The sequence below is a fragment of the Streptomyces sp. NPDC004629 genome, assembly GCF_042873595.1.
Lineage (GTDB): Bacteria > Actinomycetota > Actinomycetes > Streptomycetales > Streptomycetaceae > Streptomyces.
This window is the reverse complement of the sequence record NZ_JBIALO010000015.1, coordinates 34,210-51,452: the sequence shown is the minus strand read 5'-3', so window position 1 is coordinate 51,452 and position 17,243 is coordinate 34,210. Positions and strand designations below refer to the sequence as shown.

The 17,243-nt window shown below is 72.2% G+C and carries 12 protein-coding genes; 5 read left to right on the top strand and 7 right to left on the bottom strand.

Annotated features, from left to right (window positions below; genetic code table 11):
• Window positions 1-311: 311 nt before the first annotated feature.
• From ACFYTE_RS23320 to ACFYTE_RS23300, 5 genes are all read left to right on the top strand, one after another.
• Window positions 312-1,871, top strand: coding sequence for a TIGR02677 family protein (locus tag ACFYTE_RS23320; RefSeq protein WP_388713548.1), 1,560 nt, complete (start codon window positions 312-314; stop codon window positions 1,869-1,871).
• Window positions 1,868-3,202: a TIGR02678 family protein gene (locus tag ACFYTE_RS23315; protein ID WP_388713545.1), complete on the top strand. Its 1,335-nt coding sequence runs from the start codon at window positions 1,868-1,870 to the stop codon at window positions 3,200-3,202. The genes ACFYTE_RS23320 and ACFYTE_RS23315 overlap by 4 nt, the downstream gene beginning before the upstream one ends.
• Window positions 3,199-7,356 (top strand): TIGR02680 family protein, encoded by a 4,158-nt coding sequence (locus ACFYTE_RS23310; protein ID WP_388713542.1) that lies wholly within the window; start codon window positions 3,199-3,201, stop codon window positions 7,354-7,356. The genes ACFYTE_RS23315 and ACFYTE_RS23310 overlap by 4 nt, the downstream gene beginning before the upstream one ends.
• Entirely contained in the window at window positions 7,353-8,603 is a 1,251-nt protein-coding gene (locus ACFYTE_RS23305) for a TIGR02679 family protein (protein WP_388713539.1), read from the top strand. Before ACFYTE_RS23310 ends, ACFYTE_RS23305 begins: the two co-directional genes overlap by 4 nt.
• Window positions 8,604-8,823: 220 nt before the next feature.
• Window positions 8,824-9,504: a phosphatase PAP2 family protein gene (locus ACFYTE_RS23300; protein WP_388713536.1), complete on the top strand. Its 681-nt coding sequence runs from the start codon at window positions 8,824-8,826 to the stop codon at window positions 9,502-9,504.
• 27 nt (window positions 9,505-9,531) lie between these two features.
• On the opposite strand, the gene ACFYTE_RS23295 is transcribed toward ACFYTE_RS23300, so the two are convergent.
• Genes ACFYTE_RS23295 through ACFYTE_RS23265 form a run of 7 tightly spaced genes read right to left on the bottom strand, consistent with a single transcriptional unit; the run spans window position 9,532 to window position 17,240 of the window.
• A complete protein-coding gene (locus ACFYTE_RS23295; RefSeq protein ID WP_388713533.1) occupies window positions 9,532-10,896 on the bottom strand; it encodes a glutamate-1-semialdehyde 2,1-aminomutase in 1,365 nt (454 codons plus the stop codon).
• Between the two features lie 7 nt (window positions 10,897-10,903).
• Window positions 10,904-11,455: a dTDP-4-dehydrorhamnose 3,5-epimerase gene (gene rfbC, locus ACFYTE_RS23290; protein ID WP_388713530.1), complete on the bottom strand. Its 552-nt coding sequence runs from the start codon at window positions 11,453-11,455 to the stop codon at window positions 10,904-10,906.
• Window positions 11,452-12,690 carry a polysaccharide pyruvyl transferase family protein gene (locus ACFYTE_RS23285; protein WP_388713527.1) on the bottom strand — a complete coding sequence of 413 codons (1,239 nt, stop codon included), beginning with the start codon at window positions 12,688-12,690 and terminating at the stop codon, window positions 11,452-11,454. The genes rfbC and ACFYTE_RS23285 overlap by 4 nt, the downstream gene beginning before the upstream one ends.
• Window positions 12,687-13,634, bottom strand: a complete 948-nt coding sequence (locus ACFYTE_RS23280; RefSeq protein WP_388713525.1) for a glycosyltransferase family 2 protein — start codon at window positions 13,632-13,634, stop codon at window positions 12,687-12,689. Before ACFYTE_RS23280 ends, ACFYTE_RS23285 begins: the two co-directional genes overlap by 4 nt.
• The gene (locus tag ACFYTE_RS23275) at window positions 13,631-14,938 is read right to left on the bottom strand and encodes a hypothetical protein (RefSeq protein WP_388713522.1); all 1,308 of its coding nucleotides are present in this window, start codon (window positions 14,936-14,938) and stop codon (window positions 13,631-13,633) included. The genes ACFYTE_RS23280 and ACFYTE_RS23275 overlap by 4 nt, the downstream gene beginning before the upstream one ends.
• Entirely contained in the window at window positions 14,935-16,218 is a 1,284-nt protein-coding gene (locus ACFYTE_RS23270) for a DUF4910 domain-containing protein (RefSeq protein WP_388713519.1), read from the bottom strand. Before ACFYTE_RS23270 ends, ACFYTE_RS23275 begins: the two co-directional genes overlap by 4 nt.
• Window positions 16,206-17,240, bottom strand: coding sequence for an NAD-dependent epimerase/dehydratase family protein (locus ACFYTE_RS23265; protein ID WP_388713516.1), 1,035 nt, complete (start codon window positions 17,238-17,240; stop codon window positions 16,206-16,208). The genes ACFYTE_RS23270 and ACFYTE_RS23265 overlap by 13 nt, the downstream gene beginning before the upstream one ends.
• Window positions 17,241-17,243: the final 3 nt, after the last annotated feature.

Here is a 17,243-nt window from a genome sequence, read left to right as displayed (position 1 = left end):
TCCCTGCCCATGCCCCGCCCTCCGGCCCGGTCCCGGCCACCCGAGGGTGAACCGCAACCTGCTGATCATTTTTCCGGGCAGCGTAACCCCTGCCCAGGACAGTGGCTCCGGACTGCAGTGACCAACCCGCACGCTGTGATGACGCGGGCCGATGGCCGGCAGCCATGCTGATCGGCTCATGGGCTGGTTTCCTGCTCCCGGGCCACCCGATTCTCACCGGTTGAATCCGCTGTTCCGTGACTCGCCCCTGAATGTCGGTGCCGCCCTCTACGGTGGAGATCCGGATGCCGCTGAGGCGGTGGGGAGGGGCGATGGGCGTGCGCAGGGTGCCACCGGAGATGTTCCGGTTCACGACGGTGGAGAGGTCCGATCTGTACGGGGCGGTGCTGGACGTCTTCGGGGTGGCCGGTGAACACCTGGAGACGGCGCTGGGGCTCGACGCGGTCCGAGAGCGGCTGCGCGGGGCCGGCTGGGTGGCGGCGGTCGAGGATGAGGATCTGCACGAGGCCCTCAGGAAACTCGTGCAGTGGCAGCTGCTGGATGTGGTGCACAACCACGCGGAGAACTACCGCACGGCCGAGGAGTACGAACGGCGCAACCTGCAGTATTCACTGACCCGCCGGGGCGAGGCCGCTCTTGCCGGAGTGCGGCACGCGCTTGAGGTTCTCGCCTCCACGGGCGCGCTGCAGACGGCCGTGCTGGAGGCGATCGCCGACCGGCTCGACGAGCTGTGCCTGCTCTCCGGCGAACCCGCGTCGGCCGATCGACGGATCTTCAGCACGCTGAGGGAGCTGGAGGGACATCTGGACGCTCTGGTGGAGAACACCAAGGCGTTCAACGGCGAACTGCAGCGGCTCCTGCGCGCCGAGGGCGCGGATCTGGAGGTGTTCCGCGATGTCAAGGCCGCCACCGTCGCGTATCTTCAGGAGTTCCTGGTCAACCTCGACCGGCGCGGGCAGACAGTCGCCGCTGCCGTGGCCCGGGTGGAGGAGCGGGGCGCCGCCGTGCTGCGCGAGCGGGCCCTGCGTGGGGCCGAGCTGCCGCCGGTGGCCGGTGAGGATCCCGCGGCCGGCTGGCTGGAGAGCAGGCGGGCGCGCTGGGCGGGCCTGCGGGCATGGTTCCTGCCGGACGACGGGGCGCGACCGCGTATCGAGCAGCTGCACGACATAGCCCGACGCGCCATCGTCTCGCTCCTGCAGGTTCTGGAGCGGATCAATGAGTCGCGGCGCCGCTCCTCCAGCGCCGTGCAGGACTTTCGGGAGCTGGCGCGCTGGTTCGCGGCGGCCCCCGCGGAGGAGGATCTGCACCGGTTGTGGTCGGCGGCCTTCGGCCTCGGCCCGGCACGCCATGCTCACCTCGCCCACTCCGACCCGGAGTTGATCCCGCCGTCCCAGTCCTGGTCCGAGGCCCCACCGGTGGAGGTGTCGGCGCTGCTGCGGACCAGCGGACGGACGGAGCGCTTCACTCGCACCGCCAAGGTGCGGGACGTCGCGGCAGTGAGGGCGGAGCGTGCCGAGCGGGCCCGCGCGGAGCGAGCGGAACTCGTACTCGCCTGGCGGGTGCTGGAGACAGACGGACCTGTTCGTCTGTCCTCCTTCGGCACGTTGGAGCCCGCTGTCTTCGACCGCTTGCTCGACCTGCTCGGCCGTGCCCTGGCCGCCAGGCCGGACGCGGGCGGCATGCGGCGCGCAACGACGGGAGACGGCCGGGTGGACATCGCGCTGGCTCCGTCTCCCGATGAGCGCACGGCCGTACTGCACACCGCGAAGGGTTCGCTGACCGGACCGGACTACGTCGTCCACATCACGGCGGCGGGTGGAGCGAGCGTCTTCTCGGCCCTTCGTGCCGTGCCGCAGGAGGTCGCGGGATGAGCACCCTAGCCAACCAACTGGCCGCTGCGGAAAGGGAGGAGGTGGCCCGTGCCATCCGTCTCCTCCTGGCCCGCCCCCTGCTTACCGAGATCGCCGACCCGACCGGCTTCGAACTGGTACGGCGCCGTCGTGAGCCGCTGGCCCAGTGGTTCGACTACACCTGCGGCTGGAGCCTGGTGGTGGAGCCGCGCCGCGGGTACGCCCGCCTCACCAAGGTCCGTGCCGACCCGGACGGCTCCCGCCCGGCTCGTAGGGCGCGTTCCGGCCGGGCCCCGTTCGACCGTCGGCGTTACATGCTGCTGTGCGTGACCGCGGCCGAGCTGCTGTCCATGCCGATGACGACCATCGGCATGCTCGCCGACCGTGTCGTGCAGGCCACGGCGGCCGACCGGGCACTGGCCGCCTTCGACCCGGTCCACAAGCCGGAGCGGATGGCATTCGTCGATGTTCTCAAGCTGCTGGAGTCGTACGACGTGCTGCGCACGGTGGACGGTACGACCGAGGCATACGTCGAGTCCGCGGCGGCCAAGGTTCTCTACCGCGTGGACACCACCCTGCTGATGCGGTTGCCCGCAGCGCCCGTCGGCGCCTCCCGACTCGCCGTGCCCCCGGACGAGGTGCCCGCACGGTTCGAGGAACTTCTCACCGCCCTTGTGCGGGAGCGCCGCTACGGCGGCGCGGTCGTCGACGGGACGGCCGACGAGACGCACAGCGAGAGCGCCGCCACCGATGCACAACGCAATCTGAGGCTGCGCCACTCGGTGCTACGTCGCCTCTTCGACGATCCCGTGCTGTACCGGGCGGACCTCGCCGAGGACGAGCTGGCCTACGTCACGTCACTCACCGGGCGTCAGATCCTGCGTCGCTCGGCCGAACAGGCCGGCTTCCTCCTGGAGGAACGCGCAGAGGGCTTCCTGCTCGTGGACCCGGACGGGATCGCCACCGATGTCCGCTTCCCCGACGACACCTCCACTGCCAGGGTTGCCGCACTGCTCCTCCTGGAGCCGCTGTGCGCCGCGCCCGCCGGAATGCTGCCCGAACAGCTTGCCGAGGCCGGAGCGGGTCTGCTGCGCCGCTTCCCGCGCTGGGCCAGGGCGTATCGGTCCGAGGACGGCGCGGTCCGGCTTTCCGACGACGCCGTGCGCGTCCTGCGTGATGTCGGTCTCGTCCGCACGGCCGCGGGACGTGTCGTCGCATGCCCGGCCGCGTACCGTTACCGCCTGATGGAGATGACGAGCCCGGATCCGGAACGGGAGCAGGGCACGGGCCCGCGCGACACGGCAGGCGCCGTGGTCTCCGGCGGCGATGCGGCGCAAGGGGATCGGCGGTGAGCGTGACAGAGTTTCCCGTCCCGCGGCGGCCCGAGCCCGCCGGATCGACTGCGACACCGGCAACCGTGGTGGATGCCGCCCGCAGCCGCTGGCAGCCGCTCCGCGCGGGCATCCTCAACGTCTGGCGCTACTACGACGAGACCTTCACCTTCCACCGGGGCCGCCTGCTGCTTCGCGGCCAGAACGGATCGGGCAAGTCCAAGGCCCTTGAGCTTCTGCTGCCCTACCTCTTCGACGCCAGCCTGCGCCCCAACCGCCTGTCCACGTTCGGCGGTTCGGAACGCACCATGCACTGGAACCTGCTCGGCGAAGGCGCCACGGGCAAGACCCGTGTCGGGTATGTGTGGATGGAGTTCCGCCGCATCGGCGACGATGGCGCCGAGCGGTGGTTCGGCTGCGGGGCGCGCCTGCAGGCGAGCGTGCACACCAGCGGGGTACACGCCGACTACTTCACCACCGACTCCAGGATCGCCCACCCCGCCGGCGTGCTCCTCGTCAACGAGGCTGGACAGCCGCTGACGCGCGCAGCGCTTGCCGAGGCCCTTCGCGACCGCGGCGACGTCCATGCCTCGGCCACCGACTACCGCACGGCCGTACGACGTGAACTGTTCGCCGGCATGGGGGAGCAGCGTTATGAGTCGCTGTTGTCCGCCTTGCTCCAGTTGCGCCAGCCCAAACTGTCCGAACGACTCGATCCGTCCCTGCTCTCCACCCTGTTGTCCCGCGCCCTTCCCCCACTGGGCGAAGGCGAGATCGCTGAACTCGCCGAAGGCTTCGAACGGCTGGACCGCCAGCGCGAACACCTCAAACGGCTCGACGACGAGGTGACGGCGGCCGAGACCGTCGCATCCCGGCAGCGCGCCTACGCGCGACGGGTCCTGCGTGCCGGTTCGGCCGCGCTGATCTCGGCGACCACCGAGATGGACGACCTCACCCGCGCCGCCCGCCTGAGCGCCGAAGAACTCGAACAGGCGCTGACGGAACGGGAGTCCGCCCAGGCCAGGCGCGAGGAACAGGAACTGCGCGCGCACGCCCTGGAGGAGACGGTCGAGGGGCTGCGCGAGAGTGACGCGTACCAGCAGGGCGAGGAACTCGACCGGCTCCGCCGTCGTACGGAAGAAGCGGCAGCCGTCGCCGGGCGACAGCGCGCCACTGCCCGGGCCACTCAGATCAGCGCGGAGGAGGACCAGAGGTACGCCGACGAGGCGGCGGACCAGGCCCGCACCTTCGACGAGCACGCACGCGAAGCCGCCGAGGAAGCACACCGGTCGGCCCGGGCGGCGGGTATGGAGTCGATCCATCATGAGGTGAAGACGCTTCTCGACGCGGACTCCGTGGTCGCTTTCGCCGGCAGCCCGGGGCGTGGGACGGGTGGCCGTCGCCCCGAGGGCTCCGCCGGTACACGCACGGCGGGCGACAACGGGGCGCAACAGGCCCGAAGGCTGCTGCGGGGTGCGGTCATCGCCCGACGCCGGCAGGTCGCCCTCATCACCGAGGCGATGGACGAGCACGATCGTGCGGTACGCGACCGGGGCGCCGCCGAGAGCCTGCTGGAGGACGCCCGTACCCGGCTCGCGGAGGCGATCGCCCGGCGGGACGAAGCGTCCGACGCCTGGGACGGCGCGCTTGCCGCACAAGTGGAACGCCTGCTCGCCTGGGCCGGCGACAGCATGGAACTGCGCATGGTCGACGCGGGGGAACTCGCGGCCAGAGCCGCGACCGAGGCCGAGGTGACCGCGCTGGTCACAGCCGCCGCACGCCCGCTGGAACAAGAGATCGCCACAGCGGAGGCCACCGCGCGAGCCGCACATGTGGGGCAGCGGGACGAGCGGAGCCGACTTGAGGAGGAAGCCCGACGGCTGAGCGGCGAGACCGACCTGCCGCCTGCGCCCCCACCCACCCGCACCACCGTCCGCACGGCGACGGCGGGCGCACCCCTGTGGCGACTGGTCGCCTTCCGCGAAGGTGTTCCGCTCCCCGTGCAGGCCGCGGTGGAGGCGGCACTGGAGGCATCGGGCCTCCTGGATGCCTGGGTCAGCCCCTACGACGGGATCACGCTGCCAGGGCACGACACCCGAGCAGAGGCGGCCCTTGCCGTGACCGCCTCGGGGCCCAGTCTGCTGGAGGTGCTGAAACCCGAGGAGGGCATCCCCGTCCCGGGCGACACCGTGACCCGCATCCTCGCCGGTATCGCGTACGGCACCTCACTGCCCGGCGGTCACCCCGCGGCCGTCTCCGCCGACGGCGCCTGGCGTCTCGCGCTCGCCACCGGAACGTGGAGCAAGCCGGAACCCGCTTACATCGGTGCCCTCGCACGGCACCGGGCCCGGCAGCGCAAGATCGGTGAACTGACCGAGCGTATCGGTGAGATGAACGCCTCCCTCGCCGTGCTCGACGACCAATTGCGCGGCCTCGTCGCTCGCCGCGCCCGGTTGGACGCAGACCGCGCGGCTCGACCCGACCACCGGGAACTCGGCGCCCGTCGGCGTGAGTGGGACCGAGCCGAGGAGAAGGTGGCTGCCCGGGACGATGCCGTGCGCGACGCGGCTGCCCATGTGGCCCGGTGCGAGAGCAAGGTGGCAGGCGCTCTGCGCACGCTCAGCCGCCGGGCCGCAGAACACGGACTGCCCACCGACCGCGACCGGTTGCATCAACTCTCCACCGGCATCGACAGGTTCCGGGACACCGCCGACAGCTGGGTGGACGCCCGTCTCACCGCCACCGCCGCCGGCGACAGGGCCCGTCAGATTTCCGCGCAGGCAGACCGCTCGCGCCGAGCCGCCGAGGAGCAGGCCGAGGGCGCCGCCGCCGCCGAAGCGGAGGCGGCGGGATTGAGGGCGCGCCTTGAGGCGGTGGAGGCCACCGTCGGCGAGGACTACCGACAGATCGTCGCACGCGTTGCCGAGGCGCGCGCCGAACTGCGGCGCTGCCGCGAGGAGGCCGGCCGGACGGCCGATCTCCTTCTGCGTCTGGAAGGCCGTATCGGAGGATTGCGGGCCACCAGTGGTCAGGACGCGGAACGACGCGAGCAGGCCGTCGCCACCCGGGACCGCGCGGCGCACCGGTTCCGCCACCTGTGCCTGGTGGGGCTGGCGGAGGATGCCGGTATCACGCCGGAACTCGATGCCGGGGACGGCGCGAAAGCCACTCTGGAGGCCGCACGTGCCACGGCGGCGAAGTGGCCCGCCATCCCGCACGCCCCACGCAACCTGGGCGATGCCGCGACCCGCCTCTCCGAAGCGGTCCACGAAGCCCGCCAGCGCCTCGGTGCCCGTGCCGACCTGGACCTGGAACCCGACGACGACGTCCAACTGTTCACCGCCGCCCTGGACGGCCTACGCGTGGGGGCGACGGGCCTGCTCACCACGCTCACCCAGGAGCGCGACCGCAGTCGTGACGACATCACCGCCGCCGAGCGGCGCCTCTTCGACCAGGTCCTCACCGGCGACATCCGCCGCCACCTCGCGGCACGCATTCGCCAGGCCGGCGAACTCGTCGACCGCATGAACGGGCACCTGGAGCGGGTTCGTACCGCCTCCAATGTCTCCGTCCAGCTTGTCTGGGACGTCCGACCGGATCTCCCGGACGGCACCCGCACCGCCCGTCAGCTGCTGCTCAAGGACCCCGGCCGGGTCGACCGGACCGACCGGGAAGCCCTGCACGCCTTCTTCCGCGCCCGTATCGAGGACGCCAAGGGCAGCGACACGGCCGCGAGCTGGGAGGAGCAGCTCGGCGAGGTGCTCGACTACACCGCCTGGCATCGCTTCACCGTGCGCCTCGACCGGGCGAACGGAATCGGCTGGCAGCCGCTGACCAAGAAGCTGCACGGCGCACTCTCCGGCGGAGAGAAGGCCATCGCACTGCACCTGCCGCTGTTCGCCGCCGTCGCCGCCCACTACGAGGCCGTGCCCCTGGCGCCCCGGCCCATCCTGCTCGACGAGGTCTTCGTCGGCGTGGACGCGGTCAACCGCGGACAGGTCTTCGCCCTGCTCACCGCACTCGACCTCGATCTCATGGTCACCTCCGACCACGAGTGGTGCACCTACGGCGAACTGCCCGGCATCGCTGTCCACCAACTCCTCACCGACGGGGACGACGACGCTGTCACCAGCGCTCGCTTCGTCTGGAACGGCACCGACCTGGAGGCGGGATGACCCACCCGGAACCGGCCCCGGGTGAACGCACCCTGCGCCGTCCCGAACTCCGCCCGCTCTGGCACACGGTCCACAGCCGCCTCTCCTCCGGCCGCCCCGTCACACGGGTGCGCCTCGGCCCGCTCGACGATGCCCAACGCGAGTCCCTCGCCGACCTTCTCGGCCTAGACCGTCTGCCGGACCCTCGCCCCTCCGTCTCCCTGGCGCGCTTGGAAGAGGCTGTCACCGAACTGTCCGGCCGTACGGTGCGTGAAATCGTCACCGAACTCGTCGGTCCCCTCGACGACCGTGCAGGTGAACGGCGCCGCAACGAAGACGAACGTGCCGAGCTGTGGACATGGCTGGACGGTCACGACACTGTGCGGGCCCAGCCCGTGCTCGCCGACTGGACCGCGTCATGCCGGGCCACCGGTCTGGTCGGTGGCTCACCCGAACGAACCCGAACCCTGCTCGCGGACGCGCTGACCGTGCTCGCGGAACTCCCGGCTCAGGCCGAGCCCCTGCCCGTCTTCGCCGCCCGGGTCCTGAAGGGCGACTCCCACGCACTCGACGACGGTACCCGCCTGTCCTCAGTCGTCCTCCGTGCTCTGGCGACTGTCCATGACACCGCTGCACCGGAGTCCGCGGCGGACCGGCGTGCCCTGTGGACCCGCGCGGGCGTCGCCGACGACGACCTGTCGGCCACCGTTCTCGTCGGTGGACTGCGCCCAGCCGGTGACGGACCGCTCGCCCGGGTGGCCCGCGTGTGTGCCGAGGCCGGTCAGGCTGCCAGCCTGACCCTCGCCCAGCTGCGGGCCCCGGGCGAGTTCACCCTCGCCTCCGGCTCCGCACCCGTCGTCCACGCCGTCGAGAACCCCAGCATCCTGGCTCTGGCCGTACGCCGCTTCGGCCCGGACTGTCCGCCGCTCGTGTGCACATCCGGCTGGCCCAACAGCGCGGCCGTCCACCTGCTCCGTCTCCTCTCGGACCAAGGCGCCGTCCTCCGCTACCACGGCGACTTCGATGGCGAAGGCATCCGCATCGCCGCGTACCTCCTGGACAAGACCCCGGCCCGCCCCTGGCGCATGTCGGCGGCGGACTACCGTGCCGCGGTCGCCCGCACACCGCACGGACCTGAGCCCGGCCGCCTCACCGAGGCTCCCTGGGACCCCGAGCTGACCCGTGCCATGACCGACCACGGCACCGCCGTGGTCGAGGAACTGGTGGCTGACATCCTGTTGGCAGACCTGGCCGAAACGATGAGGTGAGGAACCGGTAGCCACCGAGGTTCCGGTTGCCGCCCTACGGCGGTTTGCCGTGCGCGTAGTTGGTTAGGGTGCAAGGGGGCCGGCTGACATGGTGTCGGTCCCGACGGGAGGGGGACGTGCAGCGCAGCTGCCGGGGCCGGTCGGCCCGTGGTGTGAAACGCCGGATCGGCGGGCCCTTCGGACTCACGGGCACCGCAGGTCGACCGGGCGCGGTGGGCGGGTGACCGGCCGGTCGGCGCGCGCGGTGCTGCCGCCGTCGCTGCGCGGGTGGCTCGGGCCGGTTGCGGCCCTCGCCGCGCTGGTGGTCGTCGTGCTCGGGGTCCGGTACGCCGACGACAGCAAGCCCGGCGCGGTGGACGCGCGGATCGAGGCGGCGGTGTACGGCGTGCGGCCGCCGTGGCGGCAGGTCGCTCTGGCCACGGACTTCTTGGGGGAGCCCGGGGGAGCGGCGATGCTGGTCGTGGCCACCGTGACGGGCTGCCTGCTGCTTCGGCGTCCTCGCGCGGCGGTGCTCGTCGTCGCGGGCGCCGCCATGGTCGTGGGAACGGCGACGCTGCTCAAGTCCCTGGTGGGACGCACCATCCACGACGGGAACCTGTCCTACCCGAGCGGGCACACCGCCTTCGCCACCGCGCTCGCCCTCGCGGTGGCGCTGCCCGCGACCGGCCGGCTCGGCCTCGGCAGGACGGCCGGCACGTCACTCGTGCTCGCCGCGGCGCTGGTCGCCGGCGCCGCCATGGGCTGGGCGCAGGTCGCCCTGGGCGCGCACTACCCGACCGACGTCCTCGGCGGCTGGTGCACCGCACTGGCGGTGATACCGGCGACCGCGTGGCTGGTCGACCGGGTGGCCGACCGGCTGATCGATCGGACGGCCGACGCCGGTCAGGCAGAGCGTCGCTGACGTCACGTCACGTCACGTCCTGTCATGTCACGCCAAGCGGCGGAACACGGGCTTCACCGGTCGTCCGGCCAGCCAGGGGGTGGGGTCAGCGGCGTCCAGTGCCTTCCGGTACACCGCACATGCCTGGGCCACCACCTCGACGGTGTGATCGATGTCGGCGTCGTCGAGGGCGCTGCTCACCACGAACGACGGGGCCAGCACCCCGCCCGCGAGGAGCCGGCGCAGGAACAGGGTGCGATACCGCTGGGACGGCTGCCCGTTCTCGTCGAGGGTGGCGAAGACCAGGTTGCTGGCCCGGCCCCGGACGACGATGTGGTCGCCGACGCCCATGCCGGCGGCGGCGTCGCGGACACCGGCGGCCAACCGCTCGCCGAGGGCGTGCAGCCGCGCGGTGATGCCCTCTTCGACGTAGGTGGTGAGCACGGCCATCGCGGCTGCCAGGGAGTGCGTTTCCGCACCGTGCGTGGTCGACAGCAGGAACACCCGGTCGCCGGAGTGACGCAGCCCGCCCCGCTCCATCAGATCGCGGCGCCCGGCCAGCGCGGAGACGGCGAATCCGTTGCCCAGCGCCTTGCCGAAGGTGGAGAGGTCGGGGACGACGCCGTACAGGCCCTGGGCGCCCGCCTCGGACCAGCGGAAGCCGGTGATCATCTCGTCGAAGATCAGTACGCAGCCGTGCCGGTCGGCCAGTTCGCGCAGGCCGGCGAGGTAACCGGGAGTGGGATCTCCCCTGTCCGAACGAAGTTGAGAGCCAGGGGAAGGCTCGGTGTGGGTGGCGGGTTCGAGGATCAGGCAGGCGATCTCGTCCCGGTACCGGGTGAGCAGTTCCTCCGTGGCGGCCAGGTCCCCGTAAGGGAACGCCACGGTGAGTTCGTCGGTCGCCGCCGGGACACCGGCGGACATCGGCGTGGTGCCGATGAACCAGTCGTCGACGGAGAAGAACGGATGGTCGGCGCAGACGGCAACCCGCGGGCGCCCGGTGGCGGCGCGGGCGAGGCGCACCGCGGCGGTGGTGGCGTCGGAGCCGTTCTTCGCGAACTTCACCATCTCGGCGGTCGGCACCGTGGCCAGGAAGCGTTCCGCGGCTTCGACCTCCACGATGGACGGCCGGACGAAGTTGCTGCCGCGGTCGAGTTCCCGCCGCACCGCCTCGATCACGCGTGGATGGGCGTGGCCGAGGCTGACCGACCGCAGACCGGAGCCGTATTCGATGTAGCGGTTGCCGTCGATGTCCCACACATGGGCACCGCGGCCGTGGCTGATGACCGGGGCCAGGTTTTCGGGGTACTGGTCGTCGCCCTTGGCGTAGGTGTGCGCCCCCCCGGGGATCATGGCGTGCAGCCGCTCGTTCGCCTGCCGCGACCGGGGCAGGAAAAGCTCTTCGGTGTCCACGCCGACCTCAACTCTCTTTGTGCTTCAGGACCTCGGCGAGGCTCGGCGCCTCCCGGTCCCGCTGGGACATCGATGTGACCGGCAGCGGCCAGGGAACGGCCAGCTCCGGGTCGTCGAAGGCGATCGTCACGTCCTCGGCCGGATCGTGCGGGCGGTCGATCCGGTACGAGACGTCGGCGGTTTCGGTCAGAGCCTGGAAACCGTGCGCGCACCCCGCCGGGATGTACAGGGTCACCTGCGTCTCGTCGGACAGCTCGAAGAAGGCCCGGCCCAGGTAGGTCGGCGAGTCCGTCCGCAGGTCCACGACGACGTCGAAGATCCTCCCGAACGAGCACCGCACCAGCTTCGCCTCGCCGGCGCCGGAACGCAGGTGCAGGCCGCGCAGCACGCCCCGGGCCGAGCGGGACAGGCTGTCCTGGACGAAGGCGTCCGGGTCGAGGCCCACCGAGCGGACGACGCCGGCGTCGAAGGTGCGGCAGAAGAAGCCGCGCTCGTCGGCGTACGGCGTCGGCTCGAACAGGTACGCGCCGGCGATCGCCGGGACTTCGGTCGCCTTCACAGAGCCTCCCGCAGGGCATGGGCGTGAACGTGGTCGGCCGCCGGGAACAGGGCGGCGGTCAAGGCGGTGAACTGGTCCTCCAGGCGCCGGGCGGCGTCCTGGTTCCGCTCGGTGAGGGTCCGCCGCAGCTCCGCCGATCTCTGCTCCAGCGCCCGGAACTGCTGGAGCAGCCGGTCGGCGTCGACCTCGCGAGCCGGGTGGCAGTACGCGTCCAGCCCCATCCGAGCCATCAGCGCGTCGCTCTTCGCCGCATAGCTGAGTGCGAGCGTCGGCGTGCCGGCCTTCAGCGCGCAGATCAGGTTGTGGTACCGGGTCGCCACCACGGTGTCGGCAGCCGCCGTCTCCTTCATCAGGTCGGCCAGCGAGGCCGCCTCGGCGGCGGTGACCAGCGGCGAGTCCACCGCGTCGAGGATCGCGGCGACCACCGAAGCATCGCACTCGTCTCCGGTCAGCAGCCGGACCGGCCTGCCGTCCTCGACCAGCGCGCGGACGAAACGAGTCGTCCCGTCGAGATAGCGCCGGTGGATCTCCTCGGCCCGGCCGCGGTCGTCGTCGCCGCCGTGGAAGTCCATGACGCCGACGCAGACCGGGCCCGGCGGGTTGGAGGGCGCGCTCGCCGGCGGCGTCGGCAGGGCGAACGCGAGATCCGGGTAGACCTCGTCGCGCGCGGTGTCCACACCCATCTCCCGCATCGCGTCGCGGGACGGGGCGTCCCGGTACGACCGGTAGGCGGCCAGCCGCGCCGACCAGCGCACCAGGGCCCGGGTCGGCCGGTTGCCGATCGGGGCGGCGCCGACGCCGACCAGCGCGACCGGGGTGCCGAACAGCCGGCCGGACGCGCAGAGCAGGAACAGCGCGTAAGGGAAGCCCCATGGCCGCAGCGGCAGCGTGGCCTCCAGGACGCCCATGCCCGGCACGATCACCACGTCGTGCCGGCGCACCCAGGCGGCGGTGCGGACGGCGTCGACGAGTTTGCCAAGACCCTTGGCCGCGATCGCGCCCGCACGTGACGCGGTCCGGTACTCCCCGCGGTACCAGTGCAGCCGCGTCGCGGGGATCCGGTAGCGGGTCGCGACGACCTCGGGTCCGCCGCACAGCGCGTCCACGACCGCCTCCGGGTGCTCGGCACGCAGGTATCCGAGCACGGCCTCCAGCGACCCGTCGTTGCCGAGGTTGCCGGAGCCGAGCAGGCCGAACACCCCGACGCGCACCGGGGTTTCGTCCGCGGACGTCATGCCTGCCTCCCCTCACGGCCGGCGACCAGGGCGTCGACGGAGACGGTGAGCCGGGCCGGGTCGACCGGGGCGCGGTCCTCGACCCGCTCGCCGGCGCCCGGCCGGGCCCTGCTGGCCATCCACGCCGCCAGGTGGCGGTAGCACGCGCGCCGGTCGGCCGGGGACAACGGCGCCCGCCGGATCGCCGCGACGAAGCCCCAGACGTACTCGGCGAGCAGCCGCGGCGTCGGGTGCAGCAGGCCTGCCCGGCGCGGGTCGAGGTTGACGCACCGGGAGCGTTTGCCGGGGTTGGCCCGCTCGGCGCGGGTGGGGTGGTCGCGGCGGAAGTACAGCAGCTCCGGCACCTGGTGGAAGGGCCCGTGCAGGCCGATCTCGGCGACGAACGTGCGGTCCGCGTGGTGGTAGCTGTCGTGCGGCTTCACCCGGCGCAGCACGTCGGCCCGGATCACCCCGTAGAAGTCGTCACCGCCCGGCTCGAACAGCATGCTGCGGAATCGCTCGGGCGCGCGCGGCGAGTCGGTGGCGAGCCCGTACTCGTACGGGACCTTCACCTGGCCGTCGCCGTCGATGACCGCCTGGTCGGCGTGCGCAAGGATCACCTCCGGCCGCTCGTCCAGCGCCTGAACGCAGCGCCGCAGCAGGTCCCGGGCGTACAGATCGTCGTGCGAGGCCCACTTGAACAGCTCGCCGTGGCACTCGGTGAACACATAGTTGTGGTTCGGCGCTGCGCCGATGTTCCGGGGCAGCCGGATGTACCGGATGCGCGAGTCCTGTGCGGCGTACTTGCGGCAGATCTCCTCAGTTGCGTCGGTCGAGGCGTTGTCGGAGATGACCAGCTCGAAGTCCTCGTAGGTCTGGCCGAGCAGGGCGTCGAGCGACTCGGCGAGGTATTCCTCGCCGTTGTACACGGGCAGGCCGATGCTCAGCCGGGGGTGGGGGGTCATGACGTCCTCACTTCGGGGATGGGGTGGTGATGGCGCTCGCGCAGGGCGGAGTTCAGCTGCAGCCACCACACCGCCGAACCGCAGACGGTCGCGGCGGCGACGCCCCAGGCCGAGCCGACCGTGCCGGCCACGGCCGCGCCGCCGAGCCCGCCGACGACATAGCAGGCGGAGGCGATCAGTTGGCTGCGCAGGCTGCGCCGGGCCGCGCCGAGCGCGCGCAGCCCGGCCGCCGCGCCGGTGCCGAGGCCGGCGCCCGCGACGCCGAGCGTGACCGGCACGATGAGCTGCGAGGCAGAATTCCAGACGCCGCCGAGCACCAGCTCGCCGCCCCGGTCGGGCACCAGCAGCAGCGCCGCGCCCCAGAGCAGCGCGGCGACGGCCTGCCCGCCGCCGAGGAGGAGGCAGAACTTCCCCAGCCGCTGCGGGGCCCGCCGCAGCACCCGGGCCGCCTCCGCGACGGTGACCAGCGAAAGACCCATCAGCACAGCCATGAACGGGCCGAGCAGCAGCTCGGCACCCCGGACCACGCCCACCGCGCCGACCCCGACGATCGCGCCGAGCCCGTACGCCCGCAGCTGGCTCGCGCCGCTGTTGCTGATGTTCTCGACCAGGTACCGGTAGCCGAGGTCGCGGTGCTCACGAAGCCACTCGCGCGCTCCCGCCGACCGGGGCCGGATGCCGGACTGGACGCAGCCGTACACCGCGGCCACCGCGGCGGATGCGCCCCAGGCGAGCACGAAAGCGGCCACGCTTCCCACGCGGGCCGCCACCACCATGGCCGGGACCAGCACCACGCCCCACACGAGGTCGTTGACGAACGCCTTCCGCCCGGTGCCGGCGGCGAAGAACGCGAACCGCCATGCGTCCTGCAGCAGCAGCCCCGGCAGTACGACGCCGAGGCAGGCGAACGCGGGCCCCACACGGCCGCCGAGAGCGAGCCCGGCCACCAGACACGCCGCGCCGAGGGCGGCACCGACGCCGAGCGCGGTACCCGACGACCGGGCCACCGCCCCCCGCCAGGACGCGTCCGGCACGCCGCTGAAGCGCACCACGAGCGGGTCGGTGGCCAGCCCGCGGGAGACGTTGAGCACCACGCCATAGGTCACCCAGGCGAGGCTGAACACGCCGAACGCGGTCACCCCCAGCGAGCGGGCCACGTAGATGCCCACCACGAAGTTGGACATGCTGGAGGCCGCCTGGTCGGCCAGCCCCCAGGACAGCCGGCCGACGAGGGCCCGCTTGGCGGACCCGGCCGGTGGCCCCGTCGTCTGCGGAATCTCCCCCTCGCCGGTCATCGGCGTCATGCTTTGATCAGCCCGGCACCGTGCAGGGCGTCGGCCGCGACGGCGACGGTGTCGAACGGCAGCCCGGACCGCTCGGCGACGTCCAGCAGACTGTGCTCGCCGTCGGAGAGGCTGAGCACCCAGAGCATGGCCATCTGGGCCTGCTTCGCGTCGCTGCGGCCGCCGAGCGAGTCATACAGCCCGCGCCGGCCCAACTGCGGTTCGCCGTAGGGGCTGAGGTTGACGTACCGCCGGTTGCGGTCCAGTACGGCGAACGCCTCGCGGCAGACGGCGAGGGTGTCCGCCATCGCCTCCGGGGAGACGAAGTCCAGATTGTCCGCCGAGGTGTGGTATTCGGGGTAGCCGGCGTACGGGGTCCGGGTGAGCGAGCCCACCCCGAGATCGAAGCCGGGCGAGCAGAACTGCCGCTCGTCGTAGCCGTACGGAGTGAACTCGGCGACGCGGTGCGGGCGTTCGGAGGCGGCGAGCACGTGCCGCAGCACCCGGTCGATCTCCGCGTCGCCGCGCCTGCTCTGCTTGTACGTCAGGTGACCCGGATCGCCGGCGCAGGCCAGCACAAGCCCGTGCTTGACCCGTTCCACCCGCTCCTTGTTGCGGGCAAGCCAGGTGATCGCCCCGATGGTGCCGGGCGCGAACAGGAACCGGTAGGTGTGGTACGGCGTCTGCTCCGCCAGCGCCCGAGCCAGGAACGTCGCCACCGCGATGCCGGCCAGGTTGTCGTTGGCCAGCGACGGGTGGCAGACGTGGCAGGAGACGATCACCTCGTCGGGGACCTGCCCGGGGACGACGTGCTCGGCGTAGGTGAGGTGGCCGTCCGCGAGCGTGGAGTCGATGCGCACCCGGTACTCGCCGTCCGGCATCGCGTCCAGGGTCTCCTGGGCCAGGCAGAACCCCCATTCCGGCTGGTAGTAACTGGTGCGGTACGGCACCCAGTTCGGGTGCTCCGGCAGGGTGTGCAGATGTCCGCGCAGCTCGGCCAGCGGCATCGTCGCCGACACCGGCACGCTGTAGCCGAGCACATGCAGGCTGGACGCGGCGAAGTCGACGACCCGGTGGCCGGCGGTGTCGGCGATGTACGCGTCCCGGATGTTCCACTCCTGCGGCACCGTCCAGTCGAGCACCTGTGTCCCGGTCGGCACCTCGTGCACCTGCAACGGGACGTACTCGCCGACGATGTCCAAAGTGGCGCGCACACCGTCGCCTGTGATGCTCCGGCACAGCGGGTACAGCCGCTCCACCAGGGCGTGCATCTCTTCGCCGACCGCGGTCACCGGCGCCACCGCAGGGTGCCGTCGACGGCACCGGCGTCGGACGCCGCGCGCAGCACGGCGAGCCGGGTGAAGCGTCGCTCGAAGTCCTCCCGGGTCAGCCCGTAGGTGCGGTAGGCATCGGCGAGTTCGAGCGCGCCCTGTTTCACCGTCCACTCGCAGTCGAAGCCGGGCACTGCGGCGCGGAACCGGGAGAAGTCCACCCGGTACGACCGCGGATCGGCACCGGTCTCCCCGGTGATCACCACCTTCGAGCCGGACACCGCCTCGGCGACCTGCTCGGCGATCTCGGCGACCGTGACGTTGTTGATCTCGCTGCCGATGTTGAACGCGCGGTCGTGCACGGCTTCGCGCGGCGCGGTCAGCGCGGCCGTGAAGGCCCGTGCGATGTCGGCGGCGTGCACCAGCGGGCGCCAAGGGGTGCCGTCGGAGAGCACAAGGACCTCGCCGGACAGGAGCGCGTGGCCCACCAGGTTGTTCAGCACGATGTCGGCGCGCAGCCGGGGTGAGCAGCCGAAGGCGGTGGCGTTGCGCAGGAACACCGGGCTGAAATCGCCGTCGGCCAGCGCGTGCAGGTCGTCCTCCACCCGCACCTTGGACTCCGCGTACGGCGTCACCGGGCGCAGCGGGGCGTCCTCGGTGACCAGGTTCGACAAGTCGGGGTCGCCGGCGGCACCGTAGACCGAGCAGGTCGACGCGTAGAGGAAGCGGCGCACCCCGGCGTCGCGGGCCAGCCGGGCAAGGCGCACGGACGCGTGGTGGTTGATGTCGTAGGTGAGCTGCGGCGCCAGCGATCCCAGCGGGTCGTTGGACAGGGCGGCCAGGTGGATCACGGCGTCCACCCCGGCCACGTGGTCGGCCGTGATGTCGCGCAGGTCCACCCGATGGCCCGGCGGGTCCGCGGGCGGCGGGCCGAGGACGCAGTCGGCGAACAGGCCGGCGTCGAGGCCGACGACCTCGTGTCCGGCGGCCGTGAGGACCGGGGCCATCACGGTGCCCAGGTAGCCCTGGTGTCCGGTGAGCAGTACGCGCACGAT